Origin of the sequence: Pseudomonas sp. NBRC 111124 (assembly GCF_001320245.1) — a bacterium.
GTDB lineage: Bacteria > Pseudomonadota > Gammaproteobacteria > Pseudomonadales > Pseudomonadaceae > Aquipseudomonas.
The window spans coordinates 122,983-143,653 of the sequence record NZ_BCBA01000053.1; the positions used below are offsets into that span (position 1 = coordinate 122,983).

The following is a 20,671-nucleotide window of genomic DNA, read 5'->3' on the forward strand; positions in this document are numbered from 1 at the left end:
AGGCCGGCCTCGTAGCCTCAACCCACGCCGGTCGGACCATCAAGGACTTGCCTTACCCTGCGGACAAGGTCGTGGGGTTGACAGGGTTTGGAAATGACCTCGAACTCAGAACCCCCGATATCGGTGCGTTCTATCGAGTTTTCCGCGTAGCCGGTGGTCAGCAGCACCTTGATCTGCGGTTGCAGGCGGCGCACCTCTCGGGCGAGCATGACCCCATTCATGCCGCCCGGCATGATCAGGTCGGTGAACAACAGGTCGTAGCGTTCACCTGCCTGTATCAGCTTCAAGGCTTCACGCGCATTGAGCACCATGTCGGCGGCATAGCCGTAATCCTCCAGTACCATCTTGGCCAGTTCCGCCACATCCGGCCGGTCTTCGACGATGAGGATACGCTCGGTGCCGGCGCTACGCTCAGCCACCTTGTTGGGCTTTTGCGGGACGATGTTGGCCTCGTCAACCGGGAAGTACAGACGCAGCGTGGTGCCCTCGCCTTCTTCGGTATAGATGCGCGCAGCCCCGCCGGACTGCTTGGCAAAGCCGTACACCATTGACAAGCCGAGGCCGGAGCCCTTGCCCTCCTCCTTGGTGGTGAAGAAAGGGTCCATTACCCGATCACGGATGCTGGCCGGGATGCCGATCCCATTGTCGGTGACCGACAAGCTCACGTAGTTCCCTGGCAGCAGGCCATCGAAGGACAGGTTGATGTCCGTGACCTGGACATTGCGGGTTTCAATGAACACGTGCGGGCGTTTGCGTCCGATGAGCGCGTCACGCGCATTCATGAAGACGTTGAGCAACGCCATTTCGGCCTGTGTGGCATCGATGCGGCAATTTCGCAGTCTGGTTTCGAGGTCGAACTCCACTACCACCTCGGCACCAAAGGTTCGCTCCATCATCGGCCGCACATCATCGATCAGGTGATTAAGATTAAGGACGCGCCCATGCAATTTCTGCTTGCGGGCAAAGGCCAGCAACTGCTTGGTCAAGGTACTGGCGCGCTCAACCGCCGTCTGGGCGTGCCCCACACTGCGCCGGACCCGGTTGAGATCGACCTGGGATTTGTCTGCTTCGCTTGCGATCAAACCTAAGTACCCGCCCATAACCTGCAGCAGATTGTTGAAATCGTGGGCAATACCCCCGGTCAATTGCCCCAGCGCTTCCATCTTCTGCGCCTGGCGCAGTGCGTCTTCAGCGTCACGCCGACGGCTTACGTCCAGTTGCGAGGCGAAGTAGTAAACGAGGTCGCCGCGCTCGTTGAATATCGGGGAGATGAACAGCGCATTCCAGAAGCTGGAGCCGTCCTTGCGGTAATTGAGAATTTCAGTGGCTATATCGACACGCTGTGCGATGGAATCGCGCAAGGTGTCGACGACCGAAGCATCGGTCTCAGGGCCCTGCAAGAACCGACAATTGCGTCCGATGATCTCCCCAAGGCCATAGCCCGTCATTTCCAGAAACGCCCGATTGGCGAAGATGATCGGGTTGTCGTCACGGTTGGGGTCGGTGACGATCATTGGCATGCGGGTGGTTTCCACGGCTGCGAAAAAAATGTCGTTCGGCAGCTGAGTGATGTCGCCTGATGCCTGGTTACTGACGCGCGCCTTCTTGCTGGTCAAGCAAACCTCCTTGATCACTGTGATGCTGACCGATCTGGACAACGATAAAGGGCAAATTGCTCACCCCTCACCGCTGCGCTTGAAATGATGATCGGTGCACTACTGTCGACTCGCCGTCGCTTCGCTTAGTTTCACCTTATGGGCCCATCATCTGCATTGAACCCTTCTGCGCGTCGCCTACTCCATCGAGAGCAACCGTGATTTTTCCCAGCCCCTGAAGAGGTGTCCCATGAACGCAATCGAACTGCTGATCCAGGACCATCAACTGGTGAAGAAACTGCTCGAGGAACTGTCCTCTACCACCGAACGCGCCGTGAAAAAACGCGCCGAACTGCTCGAGCGCATCAAGCAGGAAGTGAGTATCCATACGGCTCTGGAAGAAGAAATCCTGTACCCCGCGATCAAGCAGGCCGGCGGCAAGGAAGAAGCAAAGATGTATTACGAGGCCAAGGAGGAACACCGCACGGTCGACTCGCTGGTCATACCCGACCTGCTGCAGACCGATACCGGCACCGTGGAGTTCGCCGGCCGGGTCAAGGTGATGAAGGAACTGCTTGAGCACCATATCGAGGAGGAAGAAAGCGAGCTGTTCCCTACCGCACGCAAGCTGCTGGGCAAGCAGGCGCTGGAAGAGATGGGCCAGGCCATGGAGGCGCAGAAGAAACTGCTCAAGGGCGAACAGCGCGCAGCGTGATAACCGCCAGCGCGCCCATCCGGGCGCGCTGGCCCGGGTTTACTCAGTGGGCGACTCGGTGTTGACCATCGGCGGCACCGACGCCAGCGGGAATGCCCGGCGCTGCTCACGGCGCCGGGCAAACGGCCGTGGTGCCAGCGGCTCCAGAGCCTGCGGTTGGCCGGTTTCCAGCGCGCGCTGGATCGCCGCTATTACCCGCACATCACGCCAGCCCTCCTCACCATCAGGCTCCGGCGCCAGGTTGCTCAATATGCAGTCGGAAAAGTAAGCGGTTTCTCCGGCGAATTGATCGACGACCGGGTTCACGTGGACGCGGGTTTCGCCGTCAATGGTCGCCCGGTAACTGATCGCCACACCTTCCCCATATCCAAAGCACGGCGAGGCTTCGATTTCGCCCTTGCTCCCCAGCAACTGGAAACGCTCAGTGTCCGGCAAGGTGTAGCTGACGGTGAACTGAGCCAGGCGCTCATCGGGAAAGCGCAGGCTGACGGTGACCGTGTCCCAGGTGTCGATGCTGCTGCCCGGCGAGTGCACGCCCACTGCAGCAACCTCGATGGGCTCGGCATTGAACAATTGGCGCACCATGTTCAGCGGGTACGGCCCCATGTCGGCTACGGGGCCTGCACCGAAGCCGTTCTGCGCCCGGTGGTTGTCAGGCTTGACGCGCTGGGTAAAGGTCGAGGTAAACAGCCGCGGCTCACCGAAATTGCCGGCATGCACCCGCTCGATCATGTCCAGCGTGCCGGGCTCGCAGTGCAGGCGGTAGGCGACCATCAGCCTGGCGCCTGTCCGCCGGGAAGCCTCGATCATTGCCTGGCAATCGGCTTCGTCGGTGCCCATGGGTTTTTCCAACAGCACATGGATGCCCGCCTCCAGCGCCGGAATCACGAACTCGCGGTGGCGAAAATTCGGCGTGGCGACGTACACCGCATCCACTTCGCCCGAGCCGAGCAGCGCCGCGTAATCTTCGTAGGCATAGGCTTTGAGCCCGTACCGATCAGCCAGTGCCGTCGCCTTCTGCGGGTCGTCGGTGACCAATGCGGTCATGACCGAGTTGTCGGTCTGGCCGATGCCCGGCATGAACGCGCCTTGGGAAATCGAGCCGCCAGCCACTACGCCATAGCGGATCTTGCCTGCTGCATTGGGCATGAAACCCCTCCTTGTCGTGACGATGATTGATGTCGGTTACCAGAGTGGGCAGGTCGTTCGGCCGTGAGGTTCCATAAATCTGGCCGTCGTGAGTGTCGGCAAAGCGTTATGAACCTGGATGGAAGCTCGTCAGTCCCACATCGAAACGCAATCAGTTTGGGTATCGCGTGATGAATGACTGGATCGACTTTCTCGAATGGCCTGCCATGGTCCTCACCGTGCTGGCCGCCTGGTGCATCGGTTCACGGCGCCCGGGCAGACGCAAGCTGGGCTTCTGCTGCTTCATCGCCAGCAACGTGCTGTGGGGGGTATGGGGATGGCAGGCACAGGCTTGGGCGCTGATTATCCTGCAGGCCTGTCTGGGCGTCATGAACCTGCGAGGCTGGAAGAAAAACACCGCGATGGAGCCGGGCTGAATCCACGGGTTCGTGCCTATGTGCACCGCAAAGTACGGCGCCTGAGATGTTCGTTCCACCCGTCGGCGCCATCGCACAGGTCACCACACGGGCAGGACGAAGTAAGGGTGAACACCCTAAAAGGAGATTAACCATGAAGGCCCTCAGAACCCACACAGTATTATTGGCACTGTGCCTTGGCATCAGCGCACCCCTTGTGCTGGCCGCCACTGACATGAACGACCAACGCGCGCCTGGCACGCAAACCCAAGACAGCGGCCACATGAATGGCAATGGCGGCGCCACCGGCTCAGGTACGCCTGGGGATGGCATGGGTACCGGCTCAGGAGGTACAGATAGCAATGGCACTGACAATACCGGTGGTGATGGCACCACAAACGGCTCGGGGACTGGTACTGGAAGCGGAAGCGGAAGCGGAAGCGGCAGCGGCAATGGTACCGGCACGGACACTGGCGGCGGCACCGGCACCGGCACCGGCACCGGCACCGGCGGCTCGGGCGCTAGCGGCTCAGGTAGTTGAAGGCCGGATGCGAGCATTACTCTTGAACTGACCCATAGGCGTGCCCAGGGGCGAAAGCTTGGCCATGATGCCCTTGGACATGCCTGTTCCTATGCCCACTCCCAGCGGTATCATCGACGGCGCGTAAAGGTGCTGACACGCGCTCCGAGACGACACCCACGCGCCTGAGTCATTGCTGCCCTCTTCCTCATTTTTTTTCTCGGTCATTGCTTTTGCATTGGTCTCGCTTAATGATGACCGACTGTGGTCGCTGGAGGCATCTTCGATGGCCTGCTAACGGCTTTCGCAAGTGAGGAAACCGCACATGGTTGATACCACCTCCACAGTCAGTGAACAGCCGCCATCGCAAGCGACTCAGCAGCCGATCGGCCTCTATCAAGCCTTCCTGTTCTGGCTCAAGTTAGGCTTCATCAGCTTTGGCGGGCCCGCCGGACAGATCTCGATCATGCACCAGGAGCTGGTCGAGCGCAGGCGGTGGATCAGCGAGAAGCGCTTTCTGCACGCGCTGAACTACTGCATGTTGCTGCCCGGCCCCGAGGCTCAGCAGCTCGCCACGTATATCGGTTGGCTCATGCACCGCAGCTGGGGCGGGGTGATTGCCGGCGCCTTGTTCGTGCTGCCTTCGTTGGTCATCCTGATCGCTTTGTCCTGGGTCTATGTCGCCTTTGGCGAGGTACCGATAGTCGCGGGGATTTTCTATGGCATCAAGCCGGCGGTCACGGCCATTGTCGTCCACGCCGCCCACCGGATTGGTTCACGGGCCCTGAAGAATGGCTGGCTGTGGGCCATGGCCGGAGCCTCGTTCATCGCCATCTTCGCCTTCAACGTGCCGTTCCCACTGATAGTGCTGATGGCTGCCATCATCGGCTATCTGGGTGGTCGCTTCGCCCCAGGCAAATTCATGCTCGGCGGTAGCCACGGGGCGGCGAAGAACGGCTTTGGCCCGGCTGTGATCGATGACGACACGCCAACCCCTGAACATGCCCGTTTCAGCTGGGGGCATCTGCTACGGCTGCTGCTGGTCGGTGCAGGACTGTGGGTGCTGCCCATGGGGTTGCTGACGCTGTCGTTTGGCTGGGACGGCACCCTGACGCAGATGGGCTGGTTCTTCACCAAGGCCGCCCTGATGACGTTTGGCGGCGCATACGCGGTGCTGCCCTATGTTTACCAGGGCGCTGTCGGGCACTACGGTTGGCTGACGCCAACCCAGATGATCGATGGCCTTGCCTTGGGGGAAACCACGCCAGGGCCATTGATCATGGTGGTGGCCTTCGTCGGCTTCATCGGTGGCTACGTCCAGCCGATGTTCGGCAGCGAACACCCATTCCTTGCCGGCGCTGTCGCGGCGAGCCTCGTCACCTGGTTCACCTTTTTGCCATCGTTCCTGTTCATTCTCATCGGTGGCCCGTTGGTAGAGTCGACCCACAACGAGATTAAATTTACCGCACCGCTGACGGCGATCACGGCTGCAGTAGTGGGCGTGATTCTGAACCTCGCCCTGTTCTTCGGCTACCACGTGCTTTGGCCGAAAGGCTTTGGCGGAGCATTTGACTGGCCTTGCGCAGTGATTGCCGCTGCAGCGGCGATTGCTTTGTTCCGCTTCAAGCGGGGCGTGATTCAGGTGCTGTTCGCCTGCGCCCTGGCTGGCCTGGCCGTTCACCTGTTGCGGGCATGAAGCCTGAGCATCTGCTCAGCAGTACATTTTAGCTCAACGAAACCATTGTTTTTCATGAATCAATATGCCCATATCGCATACTTAACAGAAACAACAATCAGTAAAACTCATAATTAGCTTAGACCCAAAAAGCCTTTTACAGAAGAAAAATATAAGCATACGGTCTTATGCAGCTACCTCATCACGCTGGGGCGCCGAAGGAGTCGGCACTGATCGCTCCATACCCTGAACCTGTGGTGAGAAATCGATATGCTGCACATCAACCAACGCCCGCCCTTTGCGCTGCGATCAGGGCTGACCGCACTTGTTACCTGCCTGGCGCTGCCGCAACTCTCAGTGCAGGCAGCCGAGCCGGAAGAAACCCGGCTCGGCACCGTCTCGGTGATTTCCACCGGCCTGCGTGGGCAGCAGCGCACTGTCGCCGACAGCCCAACGCCCATCGACATCATCAACAGCGAGCAATTGCTCAAAACCGGCCGGGCCGAACTGTCGGAAGCCATATCCAAGTTGCTGCCTTCGTTCAACTTCGGCACCAACATCGCCGGGGTCAATTCGTCAGTACGGCCGCTCAGCAACCGCGGCCTAGGGCCGGCGTACACGTTGGTACTGGTCAACGGCAAACGCCGGCATAACGGCGCGGCCCCCGCCAATGGCAGTATCGACACCAGTGGTGCCAACGCAGTCGACATCGACATGATCCCGATCAGTGCGGTCGACCATATCGAGGTGCTCAAGGACAGCGCCGCCGCCCAGTACGGCTCTGATGCGGTGGCCGGGGTCATCAACATCATCCTCAAGAGCAACGCTTCCGGCGGCTATGCCGAGGCCAGCTACGGCCAATTGTTCTCGGGCCAGGGCGAAACCATCAAGACCGCTGCCGATCATGGTTTCGCGCTGGGTGACGGGGGCTTCCTGCACCTTTCTGCCGACGCTCGCAAACGCGGTACAGCCACCTGGGTCGGCAAATCACCCGACAGCGTGCGGGCGTTTTTTGAAGATGATCGCCAGGCCAGCTGGGATCATGTGAGCACCCGGAACGGCGACCCTGACCTGAAAGCGTTCAACCTCGCCTACAACGCCGAGCTGCCGTTATCCGACGACCTCAAACTCTACTCCTACGCCACCTATGGCGAGCGCAAGACCGAAGCCAACAATCAGTTGCGCGCAGCCAATGGCGCGGCGTCAATCCCGGCGCTGTTTCCCGACGGCTACTACCCCTTGAACAACCTCAAGGATACTGACTACCAGTTCCTGTTCGGGGGTAAAGGTAACGCCGCAGATTGGGATTGGGACCTGTCCACTACCTATGGCCGCGACAAGATCGAGCATGCCAGTGACCTGACTGCCAACCCGACCTATGGCCCGGCGTCGCCGACCCAGTGGGATGATCTGGCAACCCTGCAGTTCGAGCAGTGGGTCAACAACCTGGATATCACGCGCCATTTCGATGGGCTGTTCGGTGTTTCTGTTCCCACCCAGGTGTCTGTCGGCCTGGAACACCGCTGGGAACGCTTCCGGACATTTGCCGGCAATGACCCACGTGCCTACAGCGTCGGCCCCTACACCTTCCCCGTGGGTAGCCCGCTGTATGTCGCCAACGGTGCGCAACCGTCAACCGGCGCGCAGGGCGTACTGGCAATCCGACCGGAAGATGAAGCGGATCTGAAGCGCAACAACTATGCGGCCTATCTGGACCTGGGTTTTGATCTCACGCCGAAATGGTACGTCGGCATCGCCGGGCGTGCGGAGCACTATGACGACATCAAGGAAAACACCTACAGCTTCAAACTCAACTCACGCTACGCGCTCACTGACCAGGTCGCCGTTCGCGGCACACTGGGTTCCGGCTTCCGCGCGCCCTCTCTGACCCAGCTCGGCTACACCGTCACCGATAACCGTACCGCGGCCGACGCGAATGGCAACGCGGTGCCTGCCTTGCGTTACACCGCCACGCCAGACAGCCCCGTGGCCCAGGCGTTGGGCGCAACGGATCTGAAGCCAGAAAAATCGCGCAATGCAGGCCTTGGCATCACCTGGCAGCCAGCGCCGCGCACCAGCTTTACCGCCGACGCCTACGTGATCGATATCGACGACCGCATCCTGCTCAGCGAAAACCTGTATGACCGCAGCAACGGCAGCGGCGTGATCGGCGACATCCTCGAGTCGGTCGGCGTGGCCCGCAACACGTGGGTCAGTTATTACACCAACGCCTTCGATACGCGCACCCGCGGTATCGACCTGGTAGCCGATCACAGCAGCCAGTTCGGCGCCTGGGGCGATGTACGCTGGAGCGCTGCGTTCAATTACAACAAGACCACCCTCGAGGGCAGCCGCGGCACGCCGGCCGCCCTGCAAAACGCCGGCGTCAGTGTCGTGGGGCATGCCGCAGAAGGCTTGCTGGTGGCAGCCACACCACGCAGCAAATGGATACTGGGGGCCAACTGGACCCTCGGCGACTTCGCCGCCAACCTGCAGACCACTCGCTACGGCAAGGTCGAGACCTGGCAACAGAATGCCGCCAATGACCGTTCATTCGGCGCCAAGTGGATCACCGACCTCGACCTGTCCTACCTGCTGTTCGACAGCCTGACGCTCAGCGTCGGCGGTACCAACATCTTCAACGTGCGCCCCGACAACAATGGCATCACCCAGGCTGCCTACAAGTACAACTACGGATCCCCGCCTTTCCATCCTGGCGGCGGGTTCTGGTACACCAAGATCGCCTACGACTTCTGACTGCATGCGCAGGTTACCCAGCAGCAACCTGCGCGCTCCGTCACTCTCACAATCAATGAAACCTGAGGTCCCGATGACTGTGCTTGTTCTGGAAAATCCTCCCGTGGATGTTGTCGACGCCAATGCCTTCAAACTGGCCATGCGTAATACGGCGGCATCGGTCAACATCATCACCTGTGCAGGCAGTGACGGCGACTACGGCCTGACAGCCACGGCCTTCAGCTCGGTGACACTCGACCCACCCACCGTACTGGTCGCGGTGAACGCGAGCGCCAGCATTTACCCACACCTGATCCAGCACAAGCGCTTCTGCGTCAACGTACTGAAGGAAAATGCCGAGTCTGTCGCCGGTGACTTCGCCGGGGGACTGCCTGCAGAACAACGCTTTGGCCGCCACGCCTGGCGGCGATTGGCCAGCGGCAACCCGGCACTGCTGGCCAGCGCGGCCGGTTTCGATTGCCGTATCAGCGAACTCCACCACATCGGCACGCATCTGGTGGCGATCGCTGAAGTCCTGGAATGCTGGCACAGCGACGAGCTGCCATTGCTGTATGCCTCGGGCCGTTACGGCGGCTTCTCCTGAGCGGCCCGGCAAGCTCTGCTTGCGATGACTAGGGCTGCGCCGGCTCATAAAGGCTCACCGCGCTGGCATCCACCGCCTTTGGCAGCAACCCCTCGCGATAGAACGCATCGGCGATGCGCTGCTGCTCGGCCAGGTTCTCCCGCTTCACAGGCTGCACGTCATAACTGCGCCGTGCGTTGGCCTGCTGCACCGTGACACTGTCCAGGTTACCCCACAGCGGGCCAAGGATACGCGCGGCTTCTGCCGGGTTGGCCTTGGTCCAGGCACCGACCTCGCGCAAGGCCAGGTAGACCTGCTGCAACACCTCGGGGTGGGCCTTGGCGTAATCGCTGCCGGCCAGGTAGTAACGCTGGTAGCTGGCCAGCTCGCTGCCATCGGCCAGGATGCGCGCATGCTGCTGACGCTGGGCACTGGCCACGTACGGGTCCCAGGTTACCCACGCGTCGACCTTGTGGTTCTCGAACGCGGCGCGGCCATCGGCGGGAATCAGGTAGGCCGGGGTGATGTCCTTGAAGGTGAGGCCCGCCTTGGCCAGGGCCTGGATCAGCAGGTAGTGGCTGCCCGCTGCCTTCGTCACCGCCACGCGCTTGCCTTTGAGGTCGGCCAGGGTCTTGAGCGGCGAGTCCGCCGGCACCAGGATCGCCTGGGCAGTTGGCGAGGGGGTTTCGCGGGCGAAGTAAGTCAGCTTGGCACCCGCCGCCTGGGTAAACACCGGCACGGTGTCGGCAACATCTGCCGACAGGTCGACATTGCCCAGGTTCAGCGCCTCCAGCAGCGGCAACCCGCTGGGAAACTCGTGCCAGGTGACACGAATGCCCTCGGCCTGCAGGCGTTGCTCGAGGCTGCCGCGAGCCTTGAGCAGGGTCAGCAGGGTCGAGGACTTCTGGTAGCCGATGCGCAGGGTCTGCTCGGCGCTGGCCAGGCTTGGCAGCAACGCACTGGCCAGCAGCGCCAGCACTAGCTGGCGCAAGGGTTTCAATGGCATGAAAAGATCTCCGGAGTCAGGGTTGCGCGGCCAGCTTGGCGGCGCCTGGAAGGGTGAAGCCACTGGCGAAGGTGGGAGCCACGTCGAGGCGTTCGTTCATCAGGCCATGGGCGTGATAGAAGTCGGCGGTGTCCTGCTGTTCTGCCACGGTCTGCGGGTCGACTACTTGCCAGCGCAGCTGGCGACGCTCGAACTGCAGGCGGGCAGCGTCCTCGGGGAAGCCGATGATTGCAGCCAAGGTTTTCGAGTAACTGTCCAGATGCTGGTTGGCCCACACTTGCGCGCCCGCCAGGCGGTTGAGGTAGTCCTGCAACGCCGCACGCCGTGCAGGTTGGTCAAGGGCCTTGTCGGTGGCGGCGAGGAAACTGTTGCCGCTGGACAGGCCGCGGCCGTTGACCAGCACCCGGCCCTGCCCACTCAGCTCCGCCAGCGCGGTGTAAGGCTCCCAGGTCGACCAGGCGTCCACCGAGCCGTTGGCCAAGGCGATCTTGGCATCCACTGGCCCGAGAAAACGGAACTCCACGTCTTTCTCGCTCAGCCCAACCTGGTCCAGTGCCTTGAGCGCCAAGTGATGACCAATCGAACCTCGGCCGGTGGCGATGCGCTTGCCCTTGAGCTCGGCCGCACTGTGCAGCGGCGCGTCAGGCCGCACCAGCAGCGCTGTACCGTAGGGGTCGGATTTGTCCACGGCGATTGCCTTGACCGGGGCCCCCGAGGCCAGCACGAACAACAACGGCGCATCACCGATGATGCCGGCATCGATCGCCCCGGCATTGAGCGCCTCGGCTAGCGGCGCGGCAGCAGGGAATTCGGCCCAGTGGATGTCATAGGGCAAGTCGCGCAAGGCGTCGGCGGCTTCCAGCTGGGCGCGCATGTTGCCCTTCTGGTCACCGATGCGCAGGGTCAGGCGCTCAGCGGCGCTGGCCTGGCTGGCCAGCAGCAGTGCCGCGGCCAGGGTCAATAGTTTCGCTCGAATGGACATGACGCTCCTCGGTGTCTTGGCGGGCGGCATCATGCGGCCCGGTCAGGCGACTCTAGCGAGAACCATCAAATAAATTAAAGTAATTTTAGGAATAACCTAATATGCGTTTTTATCTTTCCAAATCATGTGGATGGCATTACCTGCCTTTGCGATTATGCTGTTACTTTATTTTTCCCGTTCGAGCCTGTGAGCGCCGATTATGAAAATCGATGATATGGACGCCTTCGTCGCGGTCATTCGTTGCCAGTCAACCAACCTTGCCGCCGAGGCCCTGCAACTGACGCAGCCGGCCATCACCCGCCGGGTGCAGAACTTCGAGGAAGACCTCGGCGCCACCCTGCTCGACCGCAACACCAAACCCCTCAAACCTACCCCCATGGGCCTGCGGGTGTACGAGCAGTGCAAGGCGATCCTGCGTGAGATCGACTCGCTGCGCGAACTGGTGGCCAACGATGGCGCCCCGTCGGGCACCCTGCGCCTTGGTGTACCGCAGACCCTGGGTGATGTGGTGCTGCTTGACGCCCTGGCGCAGATCCGCGAAGCCTACCCACAGCTGCGTACCCAGGTCAGCAGTGGCTGGGGCAGCAGCCTGATCGCGCGCATGGAGAACGGCGAACTGGACGCCGCTGCCGCGTTGTTCCCACCCGGCAAGATCTTCCCCGAGGGTATCGCCAGCCAGTCCATCGTACGCATGCCGCTGAAGGTGGTGGCAGCCAAGGGCAGCGCAGGCAAACGCAGCTACAAGCTCAAGGACTGTTATACCCGAGGCTGGGTGCTCAACCCTGACGGCTGCGGTTTCCGCGCCGGGCTGCAGCGTGCACTGAGCGAGCAAGGGTTGAGCCTGTCGATCAATCTGGAGACCTTCGGCACCGAGTTGCAGCTGGGGCTGGTCGCCAACGGCCAGGGCCTGGGGCTGGTCCCGGAACCCTTGCTGCAGGCCAGCCGGCATCGCGATGCGCTGGATGTGCTCAATGTCAGCGATTTCAAGCCACAGGTGGACCTGTGGCTGTTCCATCCGCGCTACCTGGGCAACCTGCAGGAGCCGGTGGAACTGTTTGGTGAAGTGGCTGGCCACCGTCTACTGGGCTGAGCCTGTCGGGGCTGCCAGGCAGCCCCGACGTTAAATGCAAAACATGCATAATATAAAAACACTAAATATAAAAATCTAATAATTAGCTTAGAACCAAAAAGACTTTTACAGACGTCATCCATACGAATACGGTCTTAGGCAACACACCGTCATTCAGGGATGAAACCCCATGAGTCACCCCTCCGACAGCGCCCTCGCCGAGCTGACGCAAGCCCTTGCGGCCAATGCCGAGCGCTACGACCGCAGTGCCCAGTTCCCTCAGGACAACTTCAGCCTGCTGCACCGTCACGGCCTGCTTGCCCTGACCGTGCCGCATGCCTTGGGTGGCGGCGGCGCCGACCTCGCCAGCGCACGCCGGGTCATCAGCGCCGTTGGCAAAGGCGACCCGGCCACCGCGCTGATCCTGGTGATGCAGTACCTGCAGCACTTCCGCCTGCAGGACGAAGCGCGCTGGCCCGAGCACCTGCGCCGACGCGTGGCCTTTGATGCCGTGCAGCACGGTGCCCTGATCAATGCCCTGCGCGTGGAGCCCGAACTCGGTACGCCGGCCCGCGGCGGCTTGCCTGCCACCGTGGCACGGCGCACCGCCGAAGGCTGGCGCCTGAGCGGCCGCAAGATCTACTCCACCGGCAGCCACGGCCTGACCTGGTACCTGGTGTGGGGCCGCAGCGATGACAGCGACCCGCTGGTGGGTGGCTTCCTGGTGCATCGCGATACCCCAGGCATCACCATCGTCGACGACTGGGACCACCTGGGCATGCGCGCCACCTGCAGCCACGAAGTGCGCTTTGATGACGTGCTGATCCCCCTCGACCACGCCGTCAGTGTCAGCCCTGCAAGTGCGCCAAAGGCCGAACTCGACGGCGAAAGCCTGCTGTGGATGGCCGTGCTGTTGCCGGCGGTGTACGACGGTGTGGCCCGTGCCGCCCGCGACTGGCTGGCGGGCTTCCTCAAGCAGCGCACGCCGTCCAATCTGGGTGCACCGCTGGCCAGCCTGCCACGTTTCCAGGAAGTGCTGGGCCGCATCGACACCCTGCTGTTCGCCAACCAGAGTCTGCTCGACGCCGCCGCCAGCGGGCAGATCGCCGCGCCGCATGCCGGCCAGCTCAAGCACCTGGTCAGCAGCAATGCCATCCAGGCCGTGGAGCTGGCCATCGAAGCCGCCGGCAACCCCGGCCTGTCCCGGCGCAACCCACTGGAACGGCACTACCGCGACGTGCTCTGCAGCCGCATCCACACCCCGCAGGACGACGTGGTGTTCGGCCAGGTCGGCCGCGCGGCACTGACGCAGGTGCAGCCATGAGCCATTCGATCATTGCCAGCCAGCTGGACCCCCAGGTCAACCAGCAACTGCGCGAGCACTTGCCGGACCATGAAGTCATCGATATCGCCTATGGCCAGCTGGCCCTGGAGGCCCCCGCCGACGTCTTCATCCTGCGCCCCATCAACGTGCGCGGGCAGCGCGTCGACACCCCACCCGCAGGCTGGCCATGGGGGCTCAAGTGGGTACAGCTGGTGTCTTCGGGCATCGACTTCTACCCCGACTGGGTGTTCAAGGGCGCACCTGTGACCAGTGGCAAAGGCGCCAATGCCGAACAAGTGGCCGAGTTCGCCCTGGCCCTGGTGTTTGCCGCCGCCAAGCAGTTGCCCGGGCTGTGGGTCAAGCATGCCGACTGGCGCCTGACCCCGCTGGCACCCCTGCGTGGCCGTACCCTGGGCATCCTCGGCTTTGGCAGCATCGGCCAGAGCCTGGCACGCAAGGCCGTGGCCCTGGGCATGCGGGTACTGGCCCTTAGCCGCCCCGGCCAGGCCATCGCCGAATTGCCTGGCGTGGAGCGCGCCAGCGACCTGCGCCAGCTGTTCGCCGGCAGCGACCACCTGGTGCTGGCCGCCCCGCTCACCCCGGCCACCCGTGGCCTGATCGACCGGCAGGTGCTGGCCTATGCCCGCCCCGGCCTGCACCTGATCAACATCGCTCGCGGCGGCCTGCTCGATCAGGAGGCCCTGCTGGAGGCCCTGGACAGCGGCCTGATCGGCCGAGCGAGCCTGGATGTCACCGAGCCCGAGCCGCTGCCCGCCGGCCATCCGCTGTACCAGCACCCACGGGTGTTCCTGTCACCCCACACCTCGGCCATTTCCGAGGATGGCTACCCGGCCTTCCTCGAAGCCTTTATCGCCAACTTCCACCGCTACCGCGAGCAGGCGCCCCTGGCCAATTTGGTCGACACCGCACGCGGCTACTGATTACCGGAGAGCACACCATGAGTTCACTGTCTGCCATCACCCCTCATACCGACACCGTGCGCGACCGGGTCAGCGCCGAAGAATGGGACGTGCGCGTCAAGCTGGCCGCCGCCTACCGCCTGGCGGCACTGTTCCGCTGGACCGATCACATCTACACGCATTTCTCGGCCCGCGTGCCGGGGCCGGTCGAACACTTCCTGATCAACGCCTTCGGCCTGCTGTTCGACGAAATCAGCGCCTCCAACCTGGTCAAGGTGGACGTCGACGGCACGATCATCGACGACCCGCTGGGGCTGGGCATCAACCAGGCCGGCTATGTGATCCACAGCGCCATTCACCGCGCCAGGCCCGATCTGAAAGCCGTGCTGCACACCCACACCCGCGACGGCGCGGCGGTGTCGGCACAGCGCGACGGCCTGCTGCCGATCTCCCAGCACGCCCTGGGCTATTACAGCCGGGTGGCCTACCACGACTACGAAGGCGTGGCCCTGGACCTGGACGAGCAACAGCGGCTGGTGGCCAACCTGGGCGACAGCAACATCCTCATCCTGCGCAACCACGGGCTGCTCACCGGGGGCATCAGTGTCGAGCATGCGTTTCGTGAACTGCATGGGCTGGAGCGGGCCTGCAACATTCAGGTGGCAGCCCAGGCCGGGGGCAACGCGCAGCTGCTGCATGCGCCACAGGCGGCGATTGCCAAGGTGCACGAGCAATCGAAGCGCTTTGCCGATGGCAAGGGCGAAGGCATTCAGCGGCATTGGGATGCGTTGATCCGCCAGCTGGACCGTGAAGGCCGCGATTACCAGGACTGACAGGTATCCGTTTGCTGTTCTGCGAAAAGACCGGAACAGCAGCCCCCACTTTGATGAAGGACCACCCCATGCCCCCACTGCGCCGCCTGTTCGCCATCGGCTCCCTGGCCCTGGCCCTCACCGCCTGCTCGCCCGCCGACAACAGCAGCACCAGCAAAACCCTTAATATCGCCTTCTGGGGGGACAACACCACCCTGGTCAGCGTCGACCCCTTCCAGGTCTACTGGCTGGAACACCGCGTGCTGCTGCGCAACGTCGCCGAATCGCTCACTGACCAGGACCCGGAGAGCGGCCGCATCATCCCTTGGCTGGCAAAAAGCTGGGAGGTCGGTGCCGATGCCTTGAGCTACACCTTCCACCTGCGCCAGGACGTGACTTTCAGCAACGGCGAACGTTTCGACGCCCACGCGGTGAAAACCGCCTTCGACAGCAACAAGGCCTTCGCCACCCAGCTGCCGGCCACGTTCGGCGCTACCTACCTGGCCGGCTACGACCACGCCGAAGTGCTGGACGATTTCACCGTGCGGCTGGTCCTGGCAAAACCCAACGCTGGCTTTCTGCAAGCCACCTCGACCACCAACCTGGCCATCCTCGCCCCCGCGTCCTACCAGCTGACGGCTCAGGAACGCTCGCTGGGCAAGATCATCGGTACCGGCCCGTTCGTACTCGAACATTACACGCCGGAAGTCGGCGCGCGCCTGGTCAAGCGCGCCGACTACGCCTGGCCCTCGGCCAACGTGCGCAACCAGGGCCCGGCGCACCTGGACGCCGTGGAAGTCAGCTACATCCCCGAAGAAAGCGTGCGCAACGGCCTGTTCCTGCAGGGCAAGGCCGATATCCTGTGGCCGCGCAACCCGTTCTCGGAAGTCGACCTCAAGCTGTTCCAGGCCAAGGGTGCAACACTGCAGAGCCGTTCGTTGCCAGGCCCAGCCCTGAACCTCTACCCCAACACCCGCAACGGCCGACTGCTGGGCGACCGCCAGGTGCGCCTGGCGCTGCAAAAGGCCATCGACCGCACCAGTTACGCGCACACCGTATACAACGCCGAATTCCCGGTGGTTAGCGGCGTGTATGACGTGACCACCCCCTACTTCAAGCCCCAGGCCGGCAAGCTCGCCTACGACCCCCAGGGCGCCGAGCAGCTGCTCGACGCTGCGGGCTGGCACAAGGGCGAGGATGGTTACCGGCACAAGAATGGCCAGCGCCTGACCCTGCGCTACAACCTGACCCCCGCCGAAAGTGCCGGTGACGTGCTGGTGCAGGACCAGCTGCGCAAGGTCGGCATCGAGCTCAAGCTGAACGTGCTGACCCGCGCCGAATGGGTGGCCGGCAACGCGGCAGGCAGCTACGACCTGACTTCGACCTACATGACCCGCGCCGACCCGATTATCCTGCAGACCATCCTCGACCCGCGCGCAGCCAACAGCGCCACGGTCGCCACCAACACCTACGAGCCACACACCCTGGCCACCGCCCAGGCGCTGTTCGACCATGGCATCACCGCCACCGCCGATCCCCAGCGGGCCCAGGCCTACGGCCAATTGCAGGACCTGCTGGTCGACGAAGCCTCGGCGTTCCCGCTCTACGAACGGGTGTGGCAGGCCGCCACCGCGCCGCGGGTCAAGGACTTCCGCTGGACCGCTGAAGGTTTCGCCTTGCTCAGCGACATCCAGGTCGAGCAGCCATGAAACGCTACCTGATCGGCCGATTGGGCCAGGCGCTGCTGGTGCTGTGGGGCGCCTACACCATCACCTATTTCATCCTCTACCTGCTGCCCGGCGACACCCTGGCGATCATGCTCAGCGCTTCGGGCATGGAGGCCGACGGCCTGTCGCCCGAGGACCTGGCCAAGGCCCGTGCTTACTACGGGCTGGACAAGGGCCTGTTCGAACAGTACTTCGACCTGCTGTGGCGCGCCCTGCACGGTGACCTTGGCCAGTCGCTGTCGCTCGGCCGGCCGGTCACCGCGCTGTTGGCCGAGCGCCTGCCGCAGACCCTGGCGCTGGCTGGTGCGGCGATCGTGCTGTCGCTGCTGGCCGGGGTCGGCCTGGCCTACCTGACCGCCTACGTGCAATGGCGACCGCTGAAGACCGCGCTGGCGCGCCTGCCCTCGCTGGGCTTTTCGGTGCCGGTGTTCTGGATGGGGCTGCTGCTGATCCAGGTGTTCGCCTTCGCCCTGGGCTGGTTCCCGGCCACGGGCAGCCAGGGCCTGGCCAGCCTGATACTGCCGGCAATCACCCTGGCGATCCCCAGCGCCGCCGTATACGCCCAGGTGCTGCAGCGGGGTTTTCAGGGGGTGTGGCAAGAGCCGTACATCACCACCGCGTTTGCCAAGGGCCTGAGCCGGGCGCAGGTGCAGGCGCGCCATGGCTTGCGCAACGCGGCCCTGCCGCTGCTGACCCTGGTCGGCCTGCAGGTGGGCAACACGGTGTCCGGCGCGGTCCTGGTGGAGACCATCTTTTCGCGCAATGGCGTCGGCCGCCTGGCCCAGGAAGCCGTGCTGCGCCAGGACATCCCGGTGGTGCTGGCGATCGTTGCGGTGTCGGCCGCCGCCTTCGTGGTGGTCAACCTGATCGTCGACCTGCTCTACCCCTACCTCGACCCCCGCATTACCCACGCCACCAAGGTGAGCTGAGATGACCATCGACCTTACCCGCATCGCCCATGAAGCGCTGCCGGCCACGACCTGGCAACGGCGCACGCGCCTGCAGCGCGCGCAGCAGGCGCTGGTGCCGCTGCTACGCCGCCCAGGCTTCAGCCTGGCCCTGCTGATCGTGCTGTTCGCCCTGCTGAGCGCGCTGGTCCCCCACTGGCTGACCAGTTTCGACCCGTACGCTACCGCGCCGGCCGCCAAACTCAGTGCGCCCGGCGCAGCGCACTGGTTCGGCACCGACGAGCTGGGCCGCGACCTGTACACCCGGGTGGTGTACGGTGCTCGCCTGTCGGTGCTGGCTGCCCTGTTGGCCGTGGCCATTGCGCTGGTCGGCGGCCTTGGCCTGGGCGTGCTGGCCGGTTTTGCCGGCGGGCGCGTCGACGCGGCGCTGATGCGCCTGATCGACGTGCTGCTGGCCCTGCCCGGGCTGCTGCTGGCCCTGGCCATCGTCACCGCCATCGGTTTCGGCACAGTGCCGGTTGCCGTCGCCGTGGGCGTCGGCATCATTCCGGGGTTCGCCCGTACCACCCGCGCCGAAGTGCTGCGCATCAAGACCCTGCCCTATGTCGAGGCCGCGCGGCTGGGCGGTGCCAGCTGGGCACGTACACTGCTGCGCCATGTGCTGCCCAACGCCTGGGGCCCGGTGGCCGTGCTCGCGACCCTGGACTTCGGCGCGGCGATCCTGGCCACCGCCGGGCTGAGTTTTCTCGGCTTCGGCGCAGCGCCGCCGGCTGCGGAATGGGGCACGCTGATCGCCAACGGCCGGCACTTTCTGATCACTGCCCCCTGGGTATCGCTGCTGCCGGGGCTGTTCGTGGTCGCGGTGGTGTTCAGCCTCAACCACCTGGCGCGCAGCGCCGAGGAGCAAGCCCGATGAGCCAGCCTGCGTTGATCGAAGTGCGTGACCTGAGTGTCAGCTATGGCTTTGCCGGGCAACGCACGCACGCCCTGAAGCAACTGTCGTTCAGCCTGGCCCAGGGCGAGACCCTGGCCATCGTCGGCGAGTCGGGTTCGGGCAAGTCGACCTTGGCCAGCGCCCTGCTCGGCCTGCTGCCGGGCAATGCGCGCATCGACCAGGGCCAGTTGTGGGTCGACGGCATCGAGGTGACCCGTGCCAGCGAGCGGGCCAAACGCCAGCTGCGCGGGCGCACCATCGGCCTGGTGCCGCAAGACCCGATGGTCAGCCTCAACCCGACCCTGCAAATTGGCCAACAGATTGCCGAAGCGCTGGTGCTGGCCCGTGGCCGGCGCTACCCGACAGTGGCCGCCGAGGTGCTGGAGCTGCTAGCCCAGGTTGGCCTGGACGACCCGGCGCTGCGGGCCCGCCAGTATCCCCACGAGCTGTCCGGGGGCATGCGCCAGCGGGTGCTGATCGCCATCGCCCTGGCCGGCCAGCCGCGGCTGATCATCGCCGACGAGCCGACCAGTGCGCTGGACGTGACCGTGCAGCGACGCATTCTCGACCACCTGCAGCAACTGGTAGCCGAACGCGGCATCTCGCTGCTGATCATCACCCACGATCTGGGCATGGCCTGCGACCGTGCCGACCGCCTGCTGGTGATGAAACAGGGCCAGCTCGTGGAACAGGCCTCGCCCCGGCAGATCCTCTGGGGCGCGCAGCAGCCCTATACACGCGACCTGCTCAACGCAGCGCCCGCCTTCGTGCCGCGGCAACGGCCAGCTGGCGTGCCGAAGCAGGCGCCGCTGTTGCGCCTGAGCAACGTCGGCAAACGCTTTGCGCTACCTGGGCAGGATGGCGACTTCATCGCACTGCACGGTGTGAGTCTGGAGGTGCAGGCCGGGCAGACCCTGGCGATCGTTGGCGAGTCAGGCTCAGGCAAAAGTACTGCGCTACGCATTGCCTTGGGGCTGGAGAACCCCAGCCAGGGGCACGTCGAATTTGCCGGCGAAGAGGTCAGCGGATACAGCTGGCGGCAATTCCGCCCGCTGCGCCGGCGCATCCAGCTGGTGCAGCAGAATCCGTTTGCCGCACTCGACCCCCGCTTCACGGTGTTCGACAGCATCGTTGAACCGCTGGTGTCGTTCGGCCTGCTCAAGGGCGAGGCACTGGAGCGCAAGGCCCGCGAACTGATCGCCCGGGTGCAGTTGCCGGTTCACTTCCTCGACCGTCTGCCGCGGGAACTGTCCGGCGGCCAGCGCCAGCGGGTGGCGATAGCGCGGGCATTGGCCCTGGAGCCCGAGGTGCTGCTGCTCGATGAGCCGGTGAGTGCACTGGACGTGTCGGTGCAGGCACAGATTCTGGCGCTGCTGAACGCGCTGCAGCAGGAGTTGGGGATGGCCTATGTGCTGGTCTCCCATGACTTGGCAGTGGTGGCGAGCATGGCCGACCAGGTGCTGGTGCTACGGCGCGGGCAGGTGGTCGAGCAAGGGCCGGCGGTGCAGGTGTTCAGCGAGCCGGCCAACGCCTACACGCGCGAACTGATTGCGGCGATACCCGGGCATTCGCGCAGTGTGCTGCCGGTGGCCGTCTAGCGGGGGCGTGTAGTTTGCGGTGT

Annotated in this window: 18 protein-coding genes; 14 read left to right on the forward strand and 4 right to left on the reverse strand. The window is 63.8% G+C overall.

All coding sequences use genetic code 11. The features are described 5' to 3' along the window. Window positions 1-17 precede the first annotated feature (17 nt). Window positions 18-1,616, reverse strand: a complete 1,599-nt coding sequence (locus APH28_RS20555) for a hybrid sensor histidine kinase/response regulator (RefSeq protein ID WP_060512361.1) — start codon at window positions 1,614-1,616, stop codon at window positions 18-20. A gap of 229 nt (window positions 1,617-1,845) precedes the next feature. On the opposite strand from APH28_RS20555, the gene APH28_RS20560 reads away from it, so the two are divergent. Then, window positions 1,846-2,310, forward strand: coding sequence for a hemerythrin domain-containing protein (locus APH28_RS20560; RefSeq protein WP_060512362.1), 465 nt, complete (start codon window positions 1,846-1,848; stop codon window positions 2,308-2,310). 39 nt (window positions 2,311-2,349) lie between these two features. Here the strand turns inward: APH28_RS20560 and APH28_RS20565 are convergent, their stop codons facing one another. Then, on the reverse strand, window positions 2,350-3,459 hold the full coding sequence (locus APH28_RS20565; protein ID WP_060512363.1) for a Gfo/Idh/MocA family protein: 1,110 nt from the start codon (window positions 3,457-3,459) through the stop codon (window positions 2,350-2,352). Between the two features lie 170 nt (window positions 3,460-3,629). Between APH28_RS20565 and APH28_RS20570 the strand changes: the two genes are divergently transcribed. The 5 genes from APH28_RS20570 to APH28_RS20590 all read left to right on the forward strand — a co-directional run bounded on the left by APH28_RS20570 (window position 3,630) and on the right by APH28_RS20590 (window position 9,389). Continuing rightward, window positions 3,630-3,875, forward strand: a complete 246-nt coding sequence (locus APH28_RS20570) for a hypothetical protein (protein ID WP_060512364.1) — start codon at window positions 3,630-3,632, stop codon at window positions 3,873-3,875. 133 nt (window positions 3,876-4,008) lie between these two features. After that, window positions 4,009-4,395 carry a hypothetical protein gene (locus tag APH28_RS28255; RefSeq protein WP_082432356.1) on the forward strand — a complete coding sequence of 129 codons (387 nt, stop codon included), beginning with the start codon at window positions 4,009-4,011 and terminating at the stop codon, window positions 4,393-4,395. Between the two features lie 304 nt (window positions 4,396-4,699). After that, window positions 4,700-6,070 carry a chromate efflux transporter gene (gene chrA / locus APH28_RS20580; RefSeq protein ID WP_060512366.1) on the forward strand — a complete coding sequence of 457 codons (1,371 nt, stop codon included), beginning with the start codon at window positions 4,700-4,702 and terminating at the stop codon, window positions 6,068-6,070. A 249-nt stretch (window positions 6,071-6,319) separates the two neighbouring features. Next, complete coding sequence (locus APH28_RS20585; RefSeq protein ID WP_060512367.1) at window positions 6,320-8,806, forward strand: TonB-dependent siderophore receptor; 2,487 nt, start codon at window positions 6,320-6,322, stop codon at window positions 8,804-8,806. A gap of 73 nt (window positions 8,807-8,879) precedes the next feature. After that, the gene (locus APH28_RS20590; RefSeq protein WP_177334284.1) at window positions 8,880-9,389 is read left to right on the forward strand and encodes a flavin reductase; all 510 of its coding nucleotides are present in this window, start codon (window positions 8,880-8,882) and stop codon (window positions 9,387-9,389) included. 28 nt (window positions 9,390-9,417) lie between these two features. On the opposite strand, the gene APH28_RS20595 is transcribed toward APH28_RS20590, so the two are convergent. Further along, window positions 9,418-10,374 (reverse strand): aliphatic sulfonate ABC transporter substrate-binding protein, encoded by a 957-nt coding sequence (locus APH28_RS20595; protein ID WP_060512369.1) that lies wholly within the window; start codon window positions 10,372-10,374, stop codon window positions 9,418-9,420. 16 nt (window positions 10,375-10,390) lie between these two features. After that, entirely contained in the window at window positions 10,391-11,356 is a 966-nt protein-coding gene (locus APH28_RS20600) for an ABC transporter substrate-binding protein (RefSeq protein WP_060512370.1), read from the reverse strand. A gap of 199 nt (window positions 11,357-11,555) precedes the next feature. On the opposite strand from APH28_RS20600, the gene APH28_RS20605 reads away from it, so the two are divergent. The 8 genes from APH28_RS20605 to APH28_RS20640 all read left to right on the forward strand — a co-directional run bounded on the left by APH28_RS20605 (window position 11,556) and on the right by APH28_RS20640 (window position 20,648). After that, window positions 11,556-12,446 carry a LysR family transcriptional regulator gene (locus APH28_RS20605; protein WP_060512371.1) on the forward strand — a complete coding sequence of 297 codons (891 nt, stop codon included), beginning with the start codon at window positions 11,556-11,558 and terminating at the stop codon, window positions 12,444-12,446. A 169-nt stretch (window positions 12,447-12,615) separates the two neighbouring features. Beyond that, window positions 12,616-13,749, forward strand: coding sequence for an acyl-CoA dehydrogenase family protein (locus tag APH28_RS20610; RefSeq protein ID WP_060512372.1), 1,134 nt, complete (start codon window positions 12,616-12,618; stop codon window positions 13,747-13,749). Next, window positions 13,746-14,690 carry a D-isomer specific 2-hydroxyacid dehydrogenase family protein gene (locus APH28_RS20615; protein WP_060512373.1) on the forward strand — a complete coding sequence of 315 codons (945 nt, stop codon included), beginning with the start codon at window positions 13,746-13,748 and terminating at the stop codon, window positions 14,688-14,690. Before APH28_RS20610 ends, APH28_RS20615 begins: the two co-directional genes overlap by 4 nt. Window positions 14,691-14,707: 17 nt before the next feature. Continuing rightward, window positions 14,708-15,502 (forward strand): class II aldolase/adducin family protein, encoded by a 795-nt coding sequence (locus APH28_RS20620; RefSeq protein WP_060512374.1) that lies wholly within the window; start codon window positions 14,708-14,710, stop codon window positions 15,500-15,502. Window positions 15,503-15,570: 68 nt separating this feature from the next. Next, window positions 15,571-17,190, forward strand: coding sequence for an ABC transporter substrate-binding protein (locus tag APH28_RS20625; protein ID WP_060512375.1), 1,620 nt, complete (start codon window positions 15,571-15,573; stop codon window positions 17,188-17,190). Then, window positions 17,187-18,137 carry an ABC transporter permease gene (locus APH28_RS20630; protein ID WP_060512376.1) on the forward strand — a complete coding sequence of 317 codons (951 nt, stop codon included), beginning with the start codon at window positions 17,187-17,189 and terminating at the stop codon, window positions 18,135-18,137. Before APH28_RS20625 ends, APH28_RS20630 begins: the two co-directional genes overlap by 4 nt. Window position 18,138: 1 nt before the next feature. Beyond that, a complete protein-coding gene (locus tag APH28_RS20635; protein WP_060512377.1) occupies window positions 18,139-19,032 on the forward strand; it encodes an ABC transporter permease in 894 nt (297 codons plus the stop codon). Next, on the forward strand, window positions 19,029-20,648 hold the full coding sequence (locus tag APH28_RS20640) for an ABC transporter ATP-binding protein (RefSeq protein WP_060512378.1): 1,620 nt from the start codon (window positions 19,029-19,031) through the stop codon (window positions 20,646-20,648). The genes APH28_RS20635 and APH28_RS20640 overlap by 4 nt, the downstream gene beginning before the upstream one ends. Window positions 20,649-20,671 lie beyond the last annotated feature (23 nt).